Source organism: Solibacillus sp. iso_87, from assembly GCF_056173085.1.
On the sequence record NZ_CM149656.1, the window covers coordinates 2,798,152 to 2,820,463 of the forward strand.

Sequence of the window (22,312 nt, forward strand, 5' to 3'; positions counted from 1 at the left end):
GCCTGAGCCTGTAGTCTCAGGCGTCACGCTTTTCCCGCAGGAGTCGCCGCCCTAAACTACAATCAACTAATTTAAAACTAATAAATTGATTCTGCTCCCAACTATTTAGTCTCAGCCAAAAATTTGCACTTTCAGGCAAAATAAAAAGCACCGTCCCAACAAAGGGACGATGCTGTATGCTCGTGGTGCCACCCTTCTTCCTTCTTCGTAAAACGAATCAGAAGCTCTCGGTCAGTTAACGTACTGAGAAACGATGACGGATTGGCCCCGTCACTGCTCCAAGGTAGTAAAGTATAACGCTTGTGCTAGGAAGCTTGCAGCCGTGTCTTCCCTCTCTAAAAGCCAGTTCGTTAAACTTGTTGTCCTTTTCAATGCATTTATTGTTTATTTACGTACAAAGTATACGCTCGATTTTGCAGAAATGCAATATTGAATAATAAAACTTTAAAGATTTTATTTTCTGCGGTTTGTTCCTGTAATTTCAAGCGGAGTCGTTAATGCTTGTACTCGCTGTAAAATACGACCTGATTTCATTTCATCAATTGCCCCATGTTCAGTTACGGACCATTGTTCTTCCAACTGTTTGTAATTGAAGTTTGAAGAAATAAATGTCGGCAATTTTTCCGCCATACGGTAATGCAGGATCGACCCGATAATTTCATCTCTTGTCCATGTAGAAATCGGCTCTGAGCCAACATCATCGAGCATTAATACCGGCACTTTTTTTACAAAGTCGATTTTCTGTTCAATCGAACCTTCTGTTACCGCCGACTTTAATTCACGGATGAATTCCGGCATATATACTAATAAAGTTTGAATACGTTCTTTTGACAAAGCATTTGCGATGGCGCCTAAAATATAGGTTTTTCCAACACCAAATGTGCCGTATAGATACAGCCCTTTTGCAGGAAGCTCTTTCGTTTCACGGTATTGTTTCCTGAATTCAACCATAAACTGTGTCGCAGCCATGCGGGAGTTATCATTCATATCCATTTCATTAAAGTCAGCCTTCAAGACATCTTTTGGCATATACATCGTCTTCATCATTGAAGCTAGTTCACGCTGGTCATCTTCTTTGATCATTTGTTCGCACTTGCGGTAAATAATATTAATTTGACCATTCGAAAGCATTAATTGCGGAACATGGCCTTTATAGAAATTTTGACATTGTGATGGAGAACCGGCTCCACAGCAAGTGTGCTTTTGCTCTACAAATTCAAAAAGAGTTGTCATTCCATATTGAATAACAGCCGAGTTTTCCGTCATATTATGGTCAGTCATAAACTGTTTTACACTTGGATGTGAAAGGACCCGATTTTTTAATTCATTATATTTTTGCTCAAATGATGGGATATTTATTTTATTGAGCGAATCTTTTATTGGTTCGATAGTACTCACCTGCTTTTTAATCACTATTTAATTGCTCTAATAACTTTTTGCGCTGCTCTTCAAAATCAATATTGTTTTGAGTATTGTTGGAATTAGCTTGCTGTACAGGTTCCTGATCTTTTTCTTTAAACCAATCCGGAACAACACCAACTTTTCTTGCACCGCGCTGTTTGTTTTTCTTATCTTGCATTTCAGTATATATCTTCGCTTGATTAATCGTCTGAATCTTATTGTTTCGCCATGTATTTGCGACACTGTTAATATATTTTTCAGGCAATGCACCTTCTGTTTTTTCCATTACATACTCTAGCATGTAATTGACGACAGCCGGGACCATCTTGTAATGCAGGATCAATTTTTCCGCTGTTGCGACAACATACGCAAACGGCTCATGACCATCGTTTAACTCTTTTGTAAATACATAAGGCGTCGCTTTTTCATAGCGGATCAATTCTGGTGTAAACACATAACCTGGAGGATAATATTTCAGTAAATCCTGCTCGGTAATTTTTACGTCTACTTTATTTTCTTTATAATTCGATTCAATGTAAGCAAGTGCATCTTTAGCCAACAAGATGTTTTTCAGCTGCATATTTAATGCAAGTGTCTGAATTTGGTTACGTCCAAAACGGCTCGTTTTATTCGTTAATATAAATTCAAGAATGGCGTTGACAACGCCGACTTTAATGCCGTGTTTTAATACGAGATCATCCACTTGCTTCACTAACATTTCAACCGGTTCTTTACCGTTAAGTAAATTTTTCATGAAATCATATGGCAATGTTTCATCGAAAGCCGGAATCCATTTTGACATATCCTTAACAGTAACCTTAAATGCACGCGGTGTATCCATCGTAATTTTAGAAGCCTTCAATTGAGTTCCGTCGCTTTCTTCTACAATACGAAGAGCTTCTAAAGCGTTTGCCGGAGGGTTTAACATCCAGTTTCCGGCGATAGACTGCACAAAGTTTTTCGTTAGTTTCCCATTGCTCTCATTATAGGCATATTCCATCAGCACATTGACCGCACCTACCGATAGCCCTTGCTGCAATACGAGTTCCTCGGCTAAATCGACAATAAATTTCACCGGCTTTTTCCCTTTATACAGTGATTTCAGGAAATAATAAGGCACCGTTTTATCATAGTGAATGGACTGGTCATCTACCGTTAAATAATCTTCTGTCACTTTAATAAGATTGCGTTCATTTCGCTTTTCAATATAGTCCAATGCTTGGTCGGCTGTTTTAATTTGATTGTAACGGATTTCAGATGCCAATGCTTCTACAAACGATTCCGGCAAGTTGCCTTTTGTCGAATCCCACACATGACGAATGATGACGTTCGCCACTTCTATCGGGATATCATAAGAACTGTAAAGCGATTCTGCTATTTTTACATGCCCTGAAAATGGTTCTTCACCATGAGTCAAAATCAGCAAATACTGATAAGGTGTAGAATTTTTATAATCAACGAGCGCTGAATCAGGAGAATCGGTTTTCGAGTTATTATTTTCTTCAACTTTATTCAAATCATTGTTCGTAACCGTAATTTGCGATAAGTTTTTCGATTTACGATCACGGTAACTATGTTCAACCTTTGCAATTTCCATTGTATTTCCGGCAGTTTTTGCACCTTTTTTCAGCCAGTTATTCATGACTACCTTCATAAAGTTTTTATTATAATTTAATTCGTCATTCATTGAAATATAATGAATCAAAACATTCAACGTGCCGTAAGAAACCCCTTTTCTAATGAAATTATTAAATTCCATTACAACGGATTCCGGTGGCAAATAACCATTAAATTTTTGAAAAACTTCTATCGGTGAAGTTTTTTCTAAATACTCGATTAAACCTTCTTTATCATTAATATTTTGCTGTGTATTTGCAGGAGCGGTGTTGATGACTTCTACCGAACGGAAAATGTCCTGTTTTTTAATCAGTTTCGGCTTTGCGACACCTACGTTCAGCTGGTAGTATTCTTCACAGCGTTTTTCAAGCTCTTTTTTCGTAAGTCCTTCATCTGTATCCCATGCGAGTAAAACTATTCTTTGCATATCCGTCACAGAGAAATTATACATAAACGCTAATTTAGCAATGGCAATTTTAATATCCAGTGTAAATAATTTACTTGGGATTAAGTTTTGGCTCATGCCCATCATGAAGCTTTTAAAATCAAATAAGTCATACTCAAACGGGTACGACATTTTCGAACGTTCGTTTACCGAACCTGTATTTTCCTGCATTACCTGCTTTAGTTCAGTTTCTGTTATTGCAACAAATGCATCATTAAAGCTGCATGTCACATCTTTGTATCCTTGTAAGGAAATATCATGTTTCGATAATTTATTACGTAATGATTCATATTGTTCGCGACCGATTTTCCGTAAAAGCGCTACAGAAAGAATTGAATCGTCAAAGAAGTCATGGCCAGTCAATGGCGGATATAAAATATACTTCATCGATTTATATGAATCCATCATCTTTTCAAAGGACTTCACTAAACCTATTGCTTCTAATACTATTCTTGCTTCCAGTAATTGCTTCGGTTTAAAACTTAATGAATCGAGCAGGTTGCTATGAAAACAAGTAGCTTTTTCGTGTTGTTGTGTTTCAACCCATAACTTTAAATATAGTGCCGTAGCTTCAACCCCGATAATCGGCTGATAGCATAATTGTAATGCAAGCTGATGCTCACTAGTGATAGTTTGAGGGCAATGAATTTCACAATGGTCATATGGATTTAGCTGATTCATCATTACCATTTATCCCTCCTAACACTTATTTGTCATTTGACTGACGGGTCATGATTTCTTTCAATTCCTCGATAAATACAGTAATATCTTTAAATTGGCGGTAAACAGATGCGAAGCGTACATAGGCTACTTCATCAATTTTCGCAAGTCGGTCCATTACCATCTCCCCGACATCTTCCGAGCGCACTTCCGCATTGCCTAATCGGCGCAGTTCTTTTTCAATCGATAAAACAATCTCTTCTAATTGTTCTAATGCAACCGGCCGTTTTTCACATGCGCGTATTAGACCACGCAATACTTTTTCACGGCTAAACTCCTCGCGTGAACCATCCTTTTTCACAACGATTAACGGTGTTTCTTCAATTTTTTCAAATGTCGTAAAGCGAAAGGCACATGATTCACATTCACGACGTCTGCGAATTTCTTTATTATCATCAACAGGTCTTGAGTCTACAACGCGTGTCCCGTTGTATTGACAAGCTGGACATCTCATATAATAATTTCTCCTAAAAGTTAGTTTAATTCTATTATAACAAAAACAACGCGCTTGAAATAGTGCTTCACGCGCGTTGAAATTTTCCAATGGAAAGTCATTCAATTATATAGTGCATTGTTGCTTCACACAATAGAAAAAGCCTTTTGCAAAAATGATTTACTTTCTGGCAAAAGGTTCTTTCTGTGTCATTAAGGCGCGTATTTATGCCTTTTTAAAGTGATCAATCACACTTAATGAAGCAATAAATTATGCATTTACTGCTGCTAATTCATTTGCAATTTTCTTTGTTAAGTCTACTACGCGAGCAGAGTAACCCCACTCATTATCATACCAAGCGATCACTTTTACTTTACGGTCACCTAATACAATCGTAGTTAAACCGTCTACAGTAGATGAGAATGTTGTAGTATTGTAGTCAGAAGATACTAATGGCTCCATAGAGAAGTTTAAAATACCATTCATTTTGCCTTCAGCTGCCGCTTTAAAGGCCGCATTTACTTCTTCTACTGTTACGTCTTTTTCTACATCTACAACTAAATCAACTAAAGAAACGTTTGGTGTTGGCACACGTAATGCCATACCGTGGATTTTCCCATCCAATTCCGGTAAAACAAGACGTAATGCTTTTGCTGCACCCGTAGAAGTTGGGATAATCGATGATCCACAGTTACGTGCACGACGTAAATCTTTGTGTGGATTATCGATGTTGTTTTGATCGTTTGTATAAGCGTGAACTGTAGTCATTAAACCGTTTACAATACCGAACTCATCGTTTAATACTTTTGCTACAGGAGCTAAGCAGTTTGTTGTACAAGATGCATTCGAAATGACATCATGTTTTGATAAATCCAATCTATCGTCATTTACACCTAAAACAACTGTAATATCTTCGTTTTTACCAGGAGCAGTTAAAATAACTTTTTTCGCGCCAGCTTCAATATGTTTTGCCGCTTTTTCACGGTCATTGAATTTACCAGTAGCTTCGATTACGATATCTACGCCCATTTGAGCCCATGGTAATTTTAATGGATCACGTTCACTAACTAATTCAACACGTTTGCCGTTTACAATTAAAGCACCTTCGACTGCTTCAACAGTTCCCGGGAAAACACCATGATTTGTGTCATACTTAATTAAATGTGCTAACGTTTCAGATGGATAGCTTGCGTTCACTGCTACGATATTCACGTCACCACGCATCATTGCTTGTCGGAACACCATACGACCAATGCGGCCAAAACCATTAATTGCAATAGAAACTGTCATATTATTTAAATCCTCCTAAAAGTACGATTCATTCGTTTTATTTATTCGTTGATTAGTATAACACATATTCGAAAAAGTTGAACATATTTAATCCACTTAATTAAATTTGTTATTTTCAGATAATACATACCCTCAAAATAAAAACCTCAACCAACTTTTAATAAAATTAGTTGAGGTATTATTCTACTTCAGTACGTTCCACTCATACAAAATATTTTGAAGCTGAATTGCTGTATCTTCAAGCGTGTCGTTATTGTGAATAACTGCATCAGCTAACTGTTCTTTTTCTTTGACCGGAATCTGTGTCGCAATACGGGTATTTGCTTCTTCTTCCGTAAAGCCGTTTCGTTCCATTAAGCGCTGCAGCTGCACTTCTTTATTTACAGAAACTACAATAATTTTTTCAACGAAATGTTCCAGCTTGCTTTCGAATAGCAGTGGAATATCCATGAAAATATTTTTTTCGCCAAACGAGATAAATTCATCACGCTGACGCAGCATTTCTTCACGAATAGCCGGATGTATGATGCTATTTAAAGTTTTGCGCATTTCCTCATTATGAAATATAATACTTCCCACTTTTGCACGGTCCATTGAACCATCATGTGCAATGACTTCCGGTCCAAATGCTTCTGCAATTTTTTTTAATGTCGGTGTGCCAGGCTCGACTACTTGTCGTGCTACTACATCTGCATCAACGATCGGCAATCCGTAAGACTCAATCATTTTTGCAACTGTGCTCTTTCCGCTGGCAATACTACCAGTTAAACCAATAATCACAGCAATTCCCCTTTACTTTTGACATTGCGGACAATATGTTGATGTTCTGCCCGCGATTACGAGCGACTCTGTATTTGTTTCACATACAACACATTGCTTTTTTCCATACATTTTCAGTCGATGCTGCATCGTGCCTGCACCGCCATTAATACTCCGGTAGTCTGAAATTGTCGATCCGCCCGAATCAATGCTTTCCTGCAATACATCACATATTACGTGAAAGAGCTTCGTCTTTTGCTCACGACTTAACTCATTCGTTATCTTTCCCGGATGAATAAGCATTTTGAACAATGCTTCGGTTGCATAAATATTACCGCAACCGGAAATCACCTGACCATCCATGATGACTTCTTTAATCGGTTTTTTAGCAAATTTCGGTTTTTCACTTTGTATAAGGAAAAAATCACAGGCGATTTCATCAAAAGGCTCCGGTGCCATTTTTAACAATGGCGGATGATCGGCAATTTCTTTAATAAAGCGTAATTCACCAAAACGGCGGATGTCAGCATAGACAAGCAATTCTCCGCTTGCCAACGTGAATATCGCATGAATATGCTTCCGGAATTTTTCTTCCGTAATCTCCAGAACATCATTAACTACAAACCATGCTCCACTCATCCCTAAATGATTCACTAAAATAAAACGTTCATCATTTTTATTTAGATGAAAGAATATATATTTCGATCTGCGCTCCAATTTATCGATTGTCATATCGCGTACTAACAGTTCAAATTGAGAAGGCTTTGCTTTTTTTACAATCGCCTGTTTACCTGCTTCATGCGATGTATAAACGACATCCGATAAAGAGACAGATTCAATCGTTTTCCCTTCTACGATAGGCCGTAAATCACGTACGACCCCTTCTACTTCTGGTAATTCCGGCATAAATGGTACTCCTTATTTCGCATCGTACCATGTAGGACCATATGAAAACTCAACCTTTAACGGCACGCTTAACTTAATTGCATTTTCCATAACTTCAGGTACGATACGTTCTAAAATTTCAACTTCTTCTTTTGGTGCTTCAAAAATTAGCTCATCGTGTACTTGTAATAATAGCTTCGTCTGTAAGCCTTCTTGTTCAAGGCGTTCATTCATGTCAATCATTGCTTTTTTAATTATGTCCGCGGCACTTCCTTGAATCGGTGTGTTCATCGCAGTACGCTCCGCAAAACTTCTTAAATTGAAGTTCGAGCTTGTGATGTCCGGCAAGTAACGACGGCGATTTAAAATCGTTGTAACGAAGCCTGCTTTCTTGGCCTCTTCAATACTTGCATCCATATAGTTTTTTACACCCGGGAAGCTTTGCAAGTAGTTTTCGATAAAAATTCCCGCTTCTTTACGTGTAATATCAAGGCTTTGTGATAATCCATAATCACTAATGCCGTATACAATACCAAAGTTAACAGCTTTTGCTGTGCGACGCATTAAGCTTGTCACATCATCCGGGTTTTCAAGATTAAACACATCCATTGCCGTACGTGTATGGATGTCCATTCCTTGCTGGAATGCCTCCACAAGTGCATCATCACCGCACATATGTGCCAATACGCGCAGCTCGATTTGAGAATAGTCTGCTGCAAACAAAATCCAGTCTTTTTTCGATGGAACAAATGCTTTTCGAATTTTGCGCCCTTCTTCCAAACGAATCGGGATGTTTTGTAAATTCGGGTTTGTTGAGCTTAAACGTCCCGTTGATGTTAATGCCTGCTGGAAACGCGTATGCACTTTCGAATCCGCTTCATGTACCTCTTTAATCAACCCTTCAATATAAGTTGACTTCAGTTTCGCGAGTGTTCGGTATTCCAGAATATGCTTTACAATATCATGCTCGGACTGCAGCTTTTCCAGCACATCGGCTGCTGTTGAATATCCTGTTTTCGTCTTTTTAATGACAGGTAAGCCAAGTTTATCAAATAATATGACACCAAGCTGTTTCGGTGAATTAATATTGAATTTCTCGCCTGCGAGTTCATAAATTGTCGTTTCGATTACTTCGAGCTTTGTCTTCAGTTCATCACCCATTTGACGCAATGTATCGATATTGACTGTAATCCCTTCGCTCTCCATTTTCCCTAAAATATGTGCAAGCGGCAGCTCCAGCTCTTTATATAATTCAAACTGTTCATTTTCTTTCAGCGTTTGCTCTAAAACTGGCTGCAGCTTCCAAACCGCTACAGCTTTTCGGCTTACATGTTCTGCAACATGGTCTGCACCGGGAACAATCCACTTGGCCCCTTTTCCGTAAATTGCTTCATTGGATTGTACATCCTGATAACCGAATTCTTTTGCAAGTGTTGCAACATCATCACCTGAAATCGACGGCTTTACAATGTACGAAGCTAACAATAAATCGAACTCCACACCTTTTAGCTCAATCCCCAGACGATGGAGCATTGCTTGTGTCGCTTTACTGTCGGCAACATACTTTTTCTTTGTTTCGTTTTGCAGCCATGCTTTTAACTCCGCATTTTCAACAACATTATTGATCGCTGTATAAAAAGTACGTTCCCCGTCCGTCAATGCTAACCCGAGGGCATTACAGCTATGGTAATGTTCATTTTCCAACTCCAGGTGAATAGCCATCGTATCTTTGAGCATTTCAGCTGTAATATGCTCCACATTTTCAAATACTAAATCAGCTTGTTCAGTTTCTACTGCTTCAAAATCGCTTTTTTCGATTAAAGATCTAAACCCAAGCTCCTGCCATACAGCAAGAAGTGCTTCCTCATCAGGACCTTTATAAGCTAAATCATCAAGTGTAATTGTAAGCGGTGCATCTATATGAATTGTGGCAAGCTTTTTTGACAAGTGTGCCATTTCTTCATTATCTACCAGCTTTTCTTTCATTTTCGATGCTTTCAATGAATTCATCGCTTCATATAGTTTTTCAATTGTACCGTGTTCCTTCAATAGTTTAATCGCAGTTTTTTCACCAACGCCCGGAACTCCAGGAATATTATCCGATTGATCGCCCATAAGCCCTTTCATATCGATAATTTGTTCCGGTGTCAGTCCATACTTTTCTTCAATATGGGCCGGTGTATATTTTTCAATATCGGTAATCCCTTTTCGAGTAATATATACAGTAACATCCTCTGTTGCAAGCTGCGTTAAATCCTTATCTCCTGAAACAACGATAACTTCTATCCCTTGTCCAGCAGCCTGTTTCGCTAACGTTCCGATAATGTCATCCGCTTCGTACATTTCCAGCTCATAGCGTTTAATCTTATATGCATCGATCAGCTTACGAATATAAGAGAATTGTTCGGAAAGCTCTGGCGGAGTTTTTTGACGGCCCCCTTTATATTCACCGAAAGATTCATGACGAAAAGTCGTTTTTCCGGCATCAAACGCAACAAGCATTTGTGTCGGATTTTCCTCACCGATAATTTTTTGCAGCATCGTCGTAAATCCGAAAGTCGCATTTGTATGAATCCCACTGTCATTCGTCAGCAGAGGCAATGCAAAAAAGGCACGATATGCTAATGAGTTTCCATCTAATAAAAGTAATTTTTGTTTTGTCATGCAAGTTCCTCCATTTATATGATCAATTCTGCCCTTGTGTAATTGCGTCCAGATCCGGGTATGCGCTTGCGCAAAGGATTCATAAAACGAATCTGTGACATCCACCTTAGGCACCAACTTCATTTAGCAGATGTTAAAACATTCGCTAAACGAAGTTCGGTACGATTATATGTTCTCTTTCTACTTTAGCGATTGTTCACATGAATTGCCAATATTTAATGTGGCGTTCGCGAGATTTTTTAAGTAAACAAAAAGACCCCTGTTTCTAGGAGTCTGGAATCTTTATTTTAACTTTTTAAATTTAAAATTTTTCACAACTTCTCGTTTTTCTTCATAGAATATTTCTTCAAAAATAACCGTTAATAAAAAGGCATTTAAAAATGGAATGATAACATACATCGGCATGCCGCCTAAATCGTATGGCATTAACCCGCGCGCAAATACTTCTACGAATCCAATTTGTGTGAAATAAAAGATCATACCAATACCAACTTGCCAGATCGGACGCTTATCCTCACGTTTTTCAAACCATAGTACTTTCTTGAACGAATCCCGTACATCTTCTGCGATAAACAAACTTAATACTAAAATAGCAATAAACAAAATTGATATATGAAAAATTTCCACCTTCACGACATTAATATTGGATTGATAAAAAAGCGCCGTTACAGATGTTGCCATAATAAATGCGATTAAACTATTCTGTATTACTTTACTCAAACTTTGCCACTCCCCCTATATAAACTAACTATACTATAGTATAACAGTAATATAATAGTTTCCAATAATATAATTTGAAAATTTAATGAAGTTAAATAATGTAATTTTTTCCACACAAAGAAAAAGCCATTTAGAACGGTTGCATTCCAAATGGCTTTAACATTTTTTTAATCCAATTGACCGGATAACAGTTTAGCATATGGTGAATCTGAAGGGATAATGATCATCGTCTCATTGCCGATTGTTTTCTTGTATGATTCTAACGTTCTGAATAAACTGTAGAATTCCGGATCTTTTGAATAAGCAGCATTATAAATTTGTGCAGCCTGTGCTTCACCTTCTGCACGGATGACAGAGGCTTCTTTATTTGCTTTCGCGAGTGTTACCTGTACTTCCTGATCTGTTTTTGCCTCTTTACTGCGCTTTTCCGCATCCCCTTCAGACAGATACTTTTGCGCAATCGATTGACGTTCCGAAACCATTCTTGTATAAACAGACTGCTCGTTTTCCTCTGGTAAATCTGTACGGCGAATACGTACATCAATTACTTCAATACCAAAATTGGCTGAATCGATTAACTCATTGACACGTTGTGTAACACGGTCGTTAATATTCCCGCGTTTTGAATCTTTTTCATTAATAATATCGCCGTATTCAGTCTGACCGAACTCTGTACGAAGTGCCGAATAAATGAATTCCTCCATACGACTTTCCGCATTCAGCAACTGCCCGGCATTTGAAATTAACGCCTTTGGATCCGTCACACGCCAAACAGTATAGTTATCAATAATAATTCGCTTTTTATCTTTCGTACTGATCTCTTCTTCCGTCATATCATGTGTCATTAAATTGCTTGGAAGAGTTGTCACACTTTGAATGAACGGAATTTTCATATGGAGTCCCGGTTCGCTCTCATACTTCACTACTTCCCCGAACTGGCGAACTACTTTATATTCGTTTTCTTTTACAATATACAGATTCGCAAATACGATGATTAATGCGGCAAATACAACAGTTAATACAATCGCAGAAGATACCCATTGCTTTACATTTACCGGCTTTTTATCTTTCTTTAATGGCGAAGGAGTTTTTTTTGCTTTTGTATCACCATTATTTACTTGTTGATCAGGATCGGTTGCTTTCGGTACTTCCTTCACTTCTTTCGATCCTTTTTTGTTGCCGAACAGTTTTTTCACAAACTCATCTAAATCGCCTTCAAAATTATTTTTGTTGTTACTCATTCACTTTTGCTCCCTTCTTTTTTCTCTTCTGTAGAAGGAGGTGTCGTTTGCATTGGCTGAATCGGCAAGTACTTCATCGTACCGCTGCCATCATCATTCATAATATAAATTTGGGCATTCGGTAAAACTGCCTCCAATGTTTCAAGTACTAATCGTTCACGTGTAATATCCTTATTCAGGCGGTATTCATCATAAAGCTGGTTAAATAGCGCAACTTCACCTGTCGCTTGCTCAATACGTGAAGCCTTTTCTCCTTCCGCTTTTGAAAGAATTGCCGCTGCTTCACCAACCGCTTCACTTACCCGCTGGTTTTCATATTTTTCCGCTTCGTTAATCTTTGTATTTTTTGTCTCCCGTGCATCAGTAACATCTGTGAATGCTGCACGTACTTCCTCATTCGGAACTTCTACGTCTTGCAGTTTTACTCCTAAAACCCCAATACCGATATCGTACTTTTCGATTAACGATACAAGCAATTCACGTGTCTCTGCTTCAATATCCGCTTTACCATCCGTTAATGCCTCATCGATTGTTGAGCTGCCAATGATTGAACGAATCGCACTGGAAGTCGCATTATGTAAAATCGTTCGCGGCTCCTGTGAACTAAATAAATATTTTTTTGGCTCAACAATGCGCCATTGGACAACAAGATCTGTTAAAACAATATTTTCATCACCTGTAATCATTTTTGTTTCTTTATCGAATGCTTCTACCGTACCGTCCGGATTTTGCTTGTAGCCGAACTGTAAACTGTACGTTTCTTTTGATAAAATCTCTACAGACTGTATTGGCCATGGTAATTTAAAATGAAGTCCTGAATCTTGTATTGTTTCATCCGCTTGACCAAATGTAATGACTACTGCCTGTTCCGACTCATCTACTGTATACCAGGATGTCGTCACAACAATAATAGCTACGACAGCCATAAGAATAAGTGCTACCCACATTAATGTTCTTTTTACACTCATCGTATAAAGCCTCCTTACTTTTCAATTTCCTCTTATTCTACGGGTAATGAATTGTAAAAGTTTCATATTTTTTCAAAATGAGCTATCCAACAATGTAAACGAAAAAAAACCGCACAAAAAGCTTCCAACTTTTTACGCAGTTTCTTCATTATTATATTTAGTTTTCTTGCTAAGCGTTACCTTCTTTTAGAAACGGGGGTTTCTATTAGAACTATAACACCGCAATATAAAGTTCAATTTAATGTTTTGTAAATTTACTGTTAAATTTTAATCTTTCAGAGGCAGGAACACTTTAATACTCGTCCCTTTTCCGACTTCACTATCTACTATGATTTTACCGTTATGTGCTTCAATCAAATGCTTTACAATGGACAAACCAAGACCTGTCCCACCAGAATTTCGGCTTCGTGCCCGGTCTACCCTGTAAAAGCGTTCAAAAATACGTGAAATCTCAGATTTTTCAATACCAATTCCTTCGTCTTTCACTTCAAATATTCCGTATTGATCATTGGCACTTATACGTAGTGTAACTGTAGTTTCTTCTTTAGAATAAGCGATCGCATTGTTAATTAAATTCGTAAAAATTTGCATTAGACGATTTACATCACCTAAAATTACCGCATCCTGCTCTATCTCTACATTAAACTGCATATTTTTATTTTCCAATTGTGAGCTTGTCAAATCAACAACCCGTACTAAAATATCCTGCAGCTTTGTTGGCACTACATCGAGTGTAAAACCATGCCGCTCAATTTTGGATAGCTCAAGCAAATCATTGACGAGAACCTGAATTCGATTGCTCTCATCATAAATGATTGTCAAAAAGGACAGCAGCATCTGCTCGTCTTTAAATGCCCCGTCTAGAAGTGTCTCTGAAAATCCTTTAATCGAAGTAATCGGTGTTCTTAGCTCATGCGAAACATTCGCTACGAAATCTTTTCGAATCTGCTCCAATCGCACAAGTTCACTCACATCATGCATAACAATTACGACACCAAGCCAGCGTCCATGTTCACCAACAACAGGCGCCCCATAAACTTGCTCATAATATTCTTCATTTGCGATTTCCATTTCAAGCTGCTGACGATATGGTAATTCCGTTAAAAACACATGATCGATAAACTTTTCAAGCTCTTTTGGCAATCCGAGCATCATGAAATTCTTACCAATGAGCTTCTCTTTCGGCAGCTCGAACAATGTCTGGAATTTCCTATTCACAATCGAAATATTGCCTTCACGGTCGATCATCATTAATGCACTGCCCATATTTTCAATCAATGTTTTTAAACGTTCTTCTTCAATTGCTCTTGTTTTCGTAATATCCTGTAAATTGCGTGCCAAAATGTTAACGGAATTTCTTAACTCAACAATTGTATTCGGTCCATTCGCAAAAGCACGCGCACGATAATTCCCTTTCGAGAGCTCTCTCGCAGTTTTTGTAATATTAACAATCGGCGTAATAAAATTGCTTACAACCCGGTATGCCATAAAACTCATAATAATTAAACCGCCTAATAATAATGCGGCAATAATTAAATATATTTTTTGCTTTGTACTTTGTAATCCTTCTGCATGTCGATCAATTGCATAAGTATCTAGAATGGCTTCTTTCTGTGATTCAGTAAGTTCAATCTGCTCCTGCTCGATCACTTGCTCCAATTGCTGCTCGGAATCCTTTGTCACTTCATGAACAAATTCATCGGCGAAAAATGGAAAAAGCTGCCCTATGAACAGTCCTAGAACAGCTAAACTTGATCCAATTACTAAAATAAACGAATAAAATAAACGATTTTTCATTGCGTTCATTATTTTTTTGGCTCCTCAAATTTATAACCTAAACCACGGATTGTTTTAATAAACAGTGGTTTACGACTATTTTCTTCAATTTTATCCCGCAGATGACTAATATGTACGTCTACGATGCGAGTATCTCCGGCAAAATCATAGTTCCATACAGCACTAAGCAGCTGATCACGCGTTAATACGCGGTTTTTATTTTCAAGTAAGTAAACAAGCAATTCAAATTCTTTCGGTGTGAATTCCAAAGACTCTTCATCGATAAATGCTTCAAATCTTTCCGGGAAAACTTTTAAATTACCGAATGAGTAAACAACTTCACTCGATTCAACTGCTTCTTCCACAACCGGTCCAGAGAAACGTCGCAGCACAGCCTTCACTCGGGCAATTACTTCACGCGGGCTGAATGGCTTTGTCATGTAATCATCCGCACCAAGCTCTAAACCCAATACTTTATCAAATTCATCGTCTCTCGCAGTCAGCATAATAATCGGTATATTGATGCGCAAACGTCGTAATTCCTTACAAACTTCAACACCATCAAGTTTTGGCAGCATTAAATCCAATAAAATCAGATCTGGTGTTTGTTCTACTGCTGTATCTAGACCCGCCTGACCATCATGAGCCAACAGAACTTCAAAACCTGCTTGTTCCAAGTTATATTTTAATAATGTTGCAATTGGCATTTCATCTTCTACTACTAAAACCGTTTTAACCATTATAAGTTCCTCCAAAATCGATTTGAAACCCCCATCTCAAAATCAATCTTTCAGTGGTTGGCTATCAACTATTTCGTTAAATATGTACTGATTAAAGCACTATCTTCATAGTAACAACTTTTTTTGAAAAGTACAATTATTCCTTTGTTCAGCTACTTATATGCTCTTTTATAATTGAAGAAATCTTTAAATCTTATTATTTCGATAGGTAAAATAATTTTTACTATTGACTGAATATTTATTATTATGGTAACATTTAGAAAAATTGTTTGTGCACGCTTTAAGAAGAGCATGTGTAAATTTTTTTATTAACAATTCCGAGTAATTCAATATGTTAAGTATTTTAACAGAAAGTAGGTGCTTCCATGACAAATGGAATCAATATTGAGTTAGTAAATTTAACAAAAAGTTTCGGTGAAAAACATGTATTAAAGGATATTAATTTAACAATCCCCGCTGGACAATTCGTTGCAATCGTCGGGAAAAGCGGATGCGGAAAAAGTACGCTTCTTCGTATCATTGCAAATTTAGAACAAAAAACAGCAGGGGAATCTTTAAAAGACGGTATTCAACAAGAAGACTTTTCAGGCGTCCGCGTCATGTTTCAGGAAGATCGTTTACTTCCATGGCTGTCTGTTCTAGAAAATGTAGGGGTTGGCACAGAGTTGAAAAAGGATTGGCAACCGCTCGCATTAAAATCACTTGAGCACGTAGGATTAAAAGACCGCGCAAAAGAGTGGCCACATGTACTGTCAGGTGGCCAAAAACAAAGGGTTGCATTAGCTCGTGCGCTTAGTGCACAGCCAAGACTTTTGTTATTGGATGAACCGCTTGGTGCATTGGATGCACTGACACGACTGGAAATGCAAAATCTAATTGAACAATTGTGGTTAAAACAAAAATATACGTCGTTACTAGTGACACATGATGTGGCTGAAGCAATTGCATTGGCAGATCGAATTATATTAATCGAAGACGGAAACGTTGCTTTAGATTTGCCGGTAAATCTTCCTCGTCCAAGAACACGTTCAAATCCACAATTTGCGGAGCTTGAGGAAATTCTGCTTCAACATTTATTAGGACAACAAACAAAAACAGAAACACCAACTAAACAAAAAGAATTACAAGCGATTATTTAAGGAGGTATTACAAATGAAAAAATTATTATCTGTCTTTTTGCTCTTAACTTTATCAATCATTTTAGTCGGGTGCTCATCATCGAATGCCGAAAACAAAAAAGTTCGAATCGGCTACCAGAAAAACGGCACAACATTGCTATTAAAAGCGAATGGCGAACTTGAATCACGTTTAACAGAGTTAGGTTATTCAGTGGAGTGGTCTGAATTCAATACAGGAAGTTCAATTCTGGAAGCATTAAACTCCGGAGCTATCGATTTTGCCAATGCAAGTGATGCCCCATCAATGATGGCATTATCAAAAGGAATGAATTTTAAATATATCGCAGGTGAAGAATCATCTCCTCAAACAGAAGGGATTTTAGTAAAAAATGATGGCTCTATCCAATCAATCGAACAATTGAAAGGCAAAAAGATTGCGTACAATAAAGCTTCCATCTCCGAATATCTATTAGTTTCTGCTTTGGAAACAGTTAAACTGACACTGGATGATGTGAAATCTGTTATTTTAAGTCCTGCAGATGCGACTATTGCATTTCAAAACGGCGAAGTTGATGCCTGGGTTACTTGGGATCCGTATATGACGGTTTCCGAAAGTAAAGGCAATCAAATTTTAACTACAGGAGAAGGCATTGTGGAACACCGTGGCTTCTACTATGCATCTGATAAATTTATCGAGTCCAATAAAGACGCAGTAGTTGCCTATGTGGAAGAACTATCTAAAGTCGGTGAAGCCATTGATACAGATTCAAGTGATGCAGCCAAAATTCTTGAAGAGAATACAGGTATCGCCGCAGATGTTTGGGTAACAAGCTTAGCTCGACGTTCATCTGTTGCTACTTATTTGGATGAAGCTGCACAGGCAGATTTACAACGATTAAATGAAGATCTTTATGACATTGGATTAACGACTAATCTTGTAGAAAATCTCGAAAACTATATTTGGAAGCCATAAGAGGTGAGAAAAATGAAGAAGAAAAAATGGTTTCATTTAATTGAGCCGTGGATCATTCCTATTTTAATTATTGTCATATGGGAAGTATCGAATAAAACAGGTATCCTTGCCAATACAATTCTGCCCGCCCCTTCCGATGTATTAAAAGCAGGCTATGAACAAACAGTTTCCGGTGTTCTGTTTGACCACCTTCAAATTAGTACGACGCGTGCTTTACTCGGTTTCTTGATCGGCGGGAGTATCGCTTTTGTAATCGGTATTTTAAATGGAATCGTTCCTTTTGCACAGCGTTATTTGGATACAACTATTCAAATGCTGCGTAATATTCCGAATTTGGCACTCATTCCATTAGTTATTATATGGTTTGGTGTTGGTGAAGAAGGAAAGATTTTCCTAGTAGCAATCAGCGTATTTTTCCCGATCTACGTCAATACATACCATGGCATCCGCAATGTTGATCCACGGTTGATCGAAATGGGGAAAATTTATAATCTTTCGAAATACAAATTGTTTTTTAAAGTGATTATTTTAGGTGCAATGCCATCCATTTTAGTAGGTATTCGCTACTCATTAGGAATTATGTGGCTTACTTTAATTGTTGCAGAAACAGTTGCGGCAAGTTCAGGAATCGGCTATATGTCGATGAATGCCCGTGAATATATGCAACTTGATATTGTGGTATTGGCCATTATTTTGTATGCTATTTTAGGGAAAATTGCGGATTCCATTGCAAAATTATTAGAGAAAAAATTATTGAAATGGAATCCAGTGTATCAGTAAACAAAAACAAAAAAGGGCTTCGGTTTAAATAACCGAAACGCCCTTTATAGTTATTTCAGTGCTTTCATTACATCTTTAACAGCATCTGCAGATTGATCAAGCGCTGTTTTTTCATCTTCTGTCAGCTCAAGTTCAAATATTTTCTCGATACCGCCAGCACCTAATAATGTCGGAACCCCTAAGTATATCCCTTCATATCCATACTCGCCCTCTAAATAGGCAATTGCCGGCAATACACGTTTTTGATCTTTTAAAATTGCCTCTGCCATTTCCACCATTGCTGCAGCCGGTGCATAATAAGCCGAACCATTACCTAACAGATTCACGATTTCACCGCCACCTACACGGGTACGCTGCACAATTTCTTCTAAACGTTGTGCCGGTATTAAGCTTTGTAACGGAACCCCACCTACCGAAGCATAACGTATTAAAGGCACCATTGTGTCTCCGTGACCGCCTAATACAAGTGCAGATATATCTTTTACCGATACATTCAGCTCCTCGGCAATAAATGCACGGAAACGGGCAGTATCCAACACACCCGATTGACCAATAACCCTTTGTTTCGGGAAGCCTGATTCTTTAAATACTGTATAAGTCATCGCATCAACTGGGTTTGTAAGTACAATAATCGTCGCATCAGGTGAAGTACGGGCTATTTCCGTTGCAACGGCTTTCATGACACCTTGATTAATCTGTACTAAATCATCACGACTCATTCCTGGCTTACGGGCAACACCCGCAGTTATTAAAACGACATCCGAGTTTGCTGTATCCTCATAATCGGAAGAGCCTTTTACATAAGAATCAAAGCCTTGTACCGGCGCTGCTTCCCACATATCCAATGCTTTTCCTTTCGTAGGATTTTCTGCTGTTGGAAGATCAATAATTACTACGTCGCCTAATTCTTTCTGTGCTGCTAAAAATGCTGCGGTTGCACCTGTAAAACCACTACCGATAACTGAGATTTTTTTACGTTTTAATGTCACCAAGAACCACTCCTTCATCGTAATTATCTTTACACATGAAAATTATATACAAAAAAAGGGAGAAAACATAATGTTCTCTCCCTTTTTTAACAATATTGATTTAATAAAAAGTAAACTATTTCCATTACCGCAAAATTATATAAATATACTATTTATTACTAAACAATTTGTTCATAATTTCACATATATAGGCAAATGAGTAAAACTTTTAATTAGAAGTTTTCGATTAATTTTGTAGCGAATTCAGAACATTTAACTTCTGTAGCGCCATCCATTAAACGTGCGAAGTCATAAGTTACATATTTAGAAGAGATTGTTTTCTCAACTGAGTTTGTAATTAAGTCCGCAGCTTCTTGCCATCCTAAATGCTCAAGCATTAATACGCCTGATAATAATACTGAAGATGGGTTTACTTTATCTTGTCCAGCATACTTAGGTGCAGTACCGTGAGTAGCTTCGAAAATAGCGTGACCAGTTAAGTAGTTAATGTTAGCACCTGGAGCGATACCGATACCACCAACTTGAGCAGCTAATGCGTCAGAGATGTAGTCACCGTTTAAGTTCATAGTTGCTACTACGTCGAACTCGTTAGGACGAGTTAAGATTTGTTGTAAGAAGATATCAGCAATAGAATCTTTTACGATGATTTTGCCTTCTGCAACAGCTTTAGATTGTGCTTCGTTTGCAGCAGCTTCGCCTTGCTCAGCTTTGATTGCATCGTATTGGTTCCAAGTGAATACTTTATCGCCGAATTCAGCTTCAGCTACATCGTAACCCCATTGTTTGAATCCACCTTCAGTGAATTTCATGATGTTACCTTTGTGTACTAAAGTTACTGATGGACGGTTGTGTGAAATAGCGTACTCGATCGCAGAGCGTACTAAACGTTGAGTACCTTCTTTAGATACTGGTTTAATACCTAAACCAGAAGTTTCTGGGAATCGAATTTTGTTAACGCCTAATTCGTTTTGTAAGAAGTTTAATAATTTCTTTTGCTCGTCAGAACCAGCTTGGTACTCGATACCAGCGTAGATATCTTCAGTGTTTTCACGGAAGATTACCATGTCAACATCTTCTGGACGTTTAACTGGTGAAGGAACACCGTCAAAGTGACGTACTGGACGTAAGCAAACATATAAATCCAACTCTTGACGTAATGCTACGTTTAGAGAGCGGATACCGCCGCCGATTGGAGTTGTTAAAGGACCTTTAATAGCGATTAAGTATTCGTTGATTTTTTCTAAAGTTTCAGCTGGTAACCATTCGCCAGTTTGGTTGAATGCTTTTTCACCTGCTAATACTTCTAACCATTCGATTTTCTTTTCACCGTTATAAGCTTTTTCTACAGCTGCGTCAATTACGCGAGATGCTGCAGCCCAGATATCTGGACCGATACCGTCACCCTCGATGAAAGGAATAACAGGATTGTTTGGAACGTTTAATTTACCATTCTCTACTACGATTTTGTTAGTCATTGGAAATTTGCCTCCTAATAATCATAAATCTAGGACTGTGTCAAATCACAGTCCCAGATATTTTAACATACTTTTTTAATTAGCGCTCGTTAATTGGAACGTATTTTTGCATATCTGGACCAACATACTCCGCACGTGGACGGATTAGACGGTTGTTTGCATACTGCTCTAAAATGTGCGCTACCCAACCTGAAGTACGAGATACTGCGAAGATTGGTGTGAATAAGTCATGCTCGATACCTAAAGAATCATATACTGATGCTGAGAAGAAGTCTACGTTTGCAGGTAATTTCTTTTGCTCAACGATCATGTCATGGATTTTCACTGACATATCGTATAATTCTGGTTTGCCTGTTAATTTAGTAAGCTTTTCAGACATTACACGTAAGTGAGGTGCACGCGGGTCGCCTTTACGGTATACGCGGTGACCGAAGCCCATGATTTTTTCTTTGTTATCTAATTTGTTTTGAACCCAAGATTCAACTTTATCGATTGAACCGATTTCAGTTAACATTTTCATAACTTGCTCGTTAGCACCACCGTGTAATGGGCCTTTTAATGCGCCGATTGCAGAAGTTACACCAGAGTATACATCTGATAATGTCGCAACACATACACGTGCAGTAAATGTAGAAGCGTTTAATTCATGGTCAGCGTGTAAAATTAACGCTTTATCGAATGCTTCAATTTCGATTGCTGCTGGTTCTTCACCTTTCAGCATATATAAGAAGTTTGCCGCATAACCTAATTCTGGTTTTGGAGCAACTGGTTCTTTACCTTGACGTACACGTGCAAAAGTAGTTACTACTGTACCAATTTTTGCTTGTAAACGGATTGCTTTACGGTAGTTTGCTTCAGCTTCCATAACATCAGCTTCTTCGTCAAATGCACCTAACATAGATACCGCTGTACGAAGTGCTGCCATTGGGTGCACTGTGTTTAAAGGCATAGATTTGAATAAATCTGTGATTGCCGCTGGAATTTCCATATTTTTAGCTAGTTCTTCTTTTAAGTTAGCTAATTCTTCAGCGTTTGGTAAACGCGTGTTCCATAACAAGAATACTACTTCTTCAAAAGTCGCATTGTTAGTTAGGTCGTCGATGCCATACCCTACATATGTAAGTGTATCATCGATAATTGAAGAAATTTTCGATTCTGCTGCTACGATACCTTCTAAACCTTTTGTTGCTGACATAAAAAATCGCTCCTTCACTTAGTAAATTAATTTTGTAAGTGCTTTCTTTTTATTCTATTAAAAAGTCGCACACTCATATCGTTCTGCTCAATTGAACCTATAAGTAAATCGCTTACAAATTTC

General features: G+C 38.0%; 18 protein-coding genes. 3 read left to right on the forward strand and 15 right to left on the reverse strand.

Features of this window, described 5'->3' with window-relative positions:
* Positions 1-453: 453 nt before the first annotated feature.
* The 12 genes from dnaI to AC0VXV_RS14340 all read right to left on the reverse strand — a co-directional run bounded on the left by dnaI (position 454) and on the right by AC0VXV_RS14340 (position 15,659).
* Positions 454-1,413, reverse strand: coding sequence for a primosomal protein DnaI (gene dnaI / locus AC0VXV_RS14285; RefSeq protein ID WP_475528883.1), 960 nt, complete (start codon positions 1,411-1,413; stop codon positions 454-456).
* A complete protein-coding gene (locus AC0VXV_RS14290) occupies positions 1,406-4,147 on the reverse strand; it encodes a DnaD domain protein (protein ID WP_475528884.1) in 2,742 nt (913 codons plus the stop codon). Before AC0VXV_RS14290 ends, dnaI begins: the two co-directional genes overlap by 8 nt.
* A 22-nt stretch (positions 4,148-4,169) precedes the next feature.
* A complete protein-coding gene (gene nrdR / locus AC0VXV_RS14295) occupies positions 4,170-4,637 on the reverse strand; it encodes a transcriptional regulator NrdR (protein WP_079528369.1) in 468 nt (155 codons plus the stop codon).
* A gap of 249 nt (positions 4,638-4,886) precedes the next feature.
* The gene (locus AC0VXV_RS14300; protein WP_475528886.1) at positions 4,887-5,906 is read right to left on the reverse strand and encodes a glyceraldehyde-3-phosphate dehydrogenase; all 1,020 of its coding nucleotides are present in this window, start codon (positions 5,904-5,906) and stop codon (positions 4,887-4,889) included.
* Between the two features lie 183 nt (positions 5,907-6,089).
* Positions 6,090-6,686, reverse strand: a complete 597-nt coding sequence (gene coaE, locus AC0VXV_RS14305) for a dephospho-CoA kinase (protein ID WP_475528887.1) — start codon at positions 6,684-6,686, stop codon at positions 6,090-6,092.
* 12 nt (positions 6,687-6,698) lie between these two features.
* Entirely contained in the window at positions 6,699-7,571 is an 873-nt protein-coding gene (mutM, locus tag AC0VXV_RS14310) for a bifunctional DNA-formamidopyrimidine glycosylase/DNA-(apurinic or apyrimidinic site) lyase (RefSeq protein ID WP_475528889.1), read from the reverse strand.
* 12 nt (positions 7,572-7,583) lie between these two features.
* Positions 7,584-10,214, reverse strand: a complete 2,631-nt coding sequence (gene polA / locus AC0VXV_RS14315; RefSeq protein ID WP_475528890.1) for a DNA polymerase I — start codon at positions 10,212-10,214, stop codon at positions 7,584-7,586.
* A 282-nt stretch (positions 10,215-10,496) separates the two neighbouring features.
* Complete coding sequence (locus AC0VXV_RS14320) at positions 10,497-10,934, reverse strand: DNA polymerase I (RefSeq protein WP_475528892.1); 438 nt, start codon at positions 10,932-10,934, stop codon at positions 10,497-10,499.
* 167 nt (positions 10,935-11,101) lie between these two features.
* On the reverse strand, positions 11,102-12,175 hold the full coding sequence (gene hflC / locus AC0VXV_RS14325; protein ID WP_475528894.1) for a protease modulator HflC: 1,074 nt from the start codon (positions 12,173-12,175) through the stop codon (positions 11,102-11,104).
* Positions 12,172-13,143, reverse strand: coding sequence for an FtsH protease activity modulator HflK (gene hflK, locus AC0VXV_RS14330; protein ID WP_079528392.1), 972 nt, complete (start codon positions 13,141-13,143; stop codon positions 12,172-12,174). The genes hflC and hflK overlap by 4 nt, the downstream gene beginning before the upstream one ends.
* 267 nt (positions 13,144-13,410) lie before the next feature.
* Positions 13,411-14,949, reverse strand: a complete 1,539-nt coding sequence (gene pnpS, locus AC0VXV_RS14335) for a two-component system histidine kinase PnpS (RefSeq protein WP_475528895.1) — start codon at positions 14,947-14,949, stop codon at positions 13,411-13,413.
* Positions 14,949-15,659, reverse strand: a complete 711-nt coding sequence (locus AC0VXV_RS14340) for a response regulator transcription factor (protein ID WP_475528896.1) — start codon at positions 15,657-15,659, stop codon at positions 14,949-14,951. The genes pnpS and AC0VXV_RS14340 overlap by 1 nt, the downstream gene beginning before the upstream one ends.
* A 365-nt stretch (positions 15,660-16,024) precedes the next feature.
* Between AC0VXV_RS14340 and AC0VXV_RS14345 the strand changes: the two genes are divergently transcribed.
* From AC0VXV_RS14345 to AC0VXV_RS14355, 3 genes are read left to right on the forward strand one after another with little or no spacing between them, the layout of a single operon-like run.
* Positions 16,025-16,798, forward strand: a complete 774-nt coding sequence (locus tag AC0VXV_RS14345; protein WP_475528897.1) for an ATP-binding cassette domain-containing protein — start codon at positions 16,025-16,027, stop codon at positions 16,796-16,798.
* Positions 16,799-16,811: 13 nt separating this feature from the next.
* Positions 16,812-17,750 carry a sulfonate ABC transporter substrate-binding protein gene (locus AC0VXV_RS14350; protein ID WP_475528898.1) on the forward strand — a complete coding sequence of 313 codons (939 nt, stop codon included), beginning with the start codon at positions 16,812-16,814 and terminating at the stop codon, positions 17,748-17,750.
* 12 nt (positions 17,751-17,762) lie between these two features.
* A complete protein-coding gene (locus AC0VXV_RS14355) occupies positions 17,763-18,530 on the forward strand; it encodes an ABC transporter permease subunit (RefSeq protein WP_475528899.1) in 768 nt (255 codons plus the stop codon).
* Between the two features lie 50 nt (positions 18,531-18,580).
* Here AC0VXV_RS14355 and mdh read toward each other — a convergent pair whose 3' ends face one another.
* The 3 genes from mdh to citZ form a co-directional block, all read right to left on the reverse strand.
* On the reverse strand, positions 18,581-19,519 hold the full coding sequence (gene mdh / locus AC0VXV_RS14360; RefSeq protein ID WP_475528900.1) for a malate dehydrogenase: 939 nt from the start codon (positions 19,517-19,519) through the stop codon (positions 18,581-18,583).
* Positions 19,520-19,731: 212 nt separating this feature from the next.
* A complete protein-coding gene (gene icd, locus AC0VXV_RS14365) occupies positions 19,732-20,994 on the reverse strand; it encodes an NADP-dependent isocitrate dehydrogenase (RefSeq protein WP_475528901.1) in 1,263 nt (420 codons plus the stop codon).
* 79 nt (positions 20,995-21,073) lie between these two features.
* On the reverse strand, positions 21,074-22,189 hold the full coding sequence (gene citZ / locus AC0VXV_RS14370; protein ID WP_008407756.1) for a citrate synthase: 1,116 nt from the start codon (positions 22,187-22,189) through the stop codon (positions 21,074-21,076).
* Between the last annotated feature and the right edge of the window lie 123 nt (positions 22,190-22,312).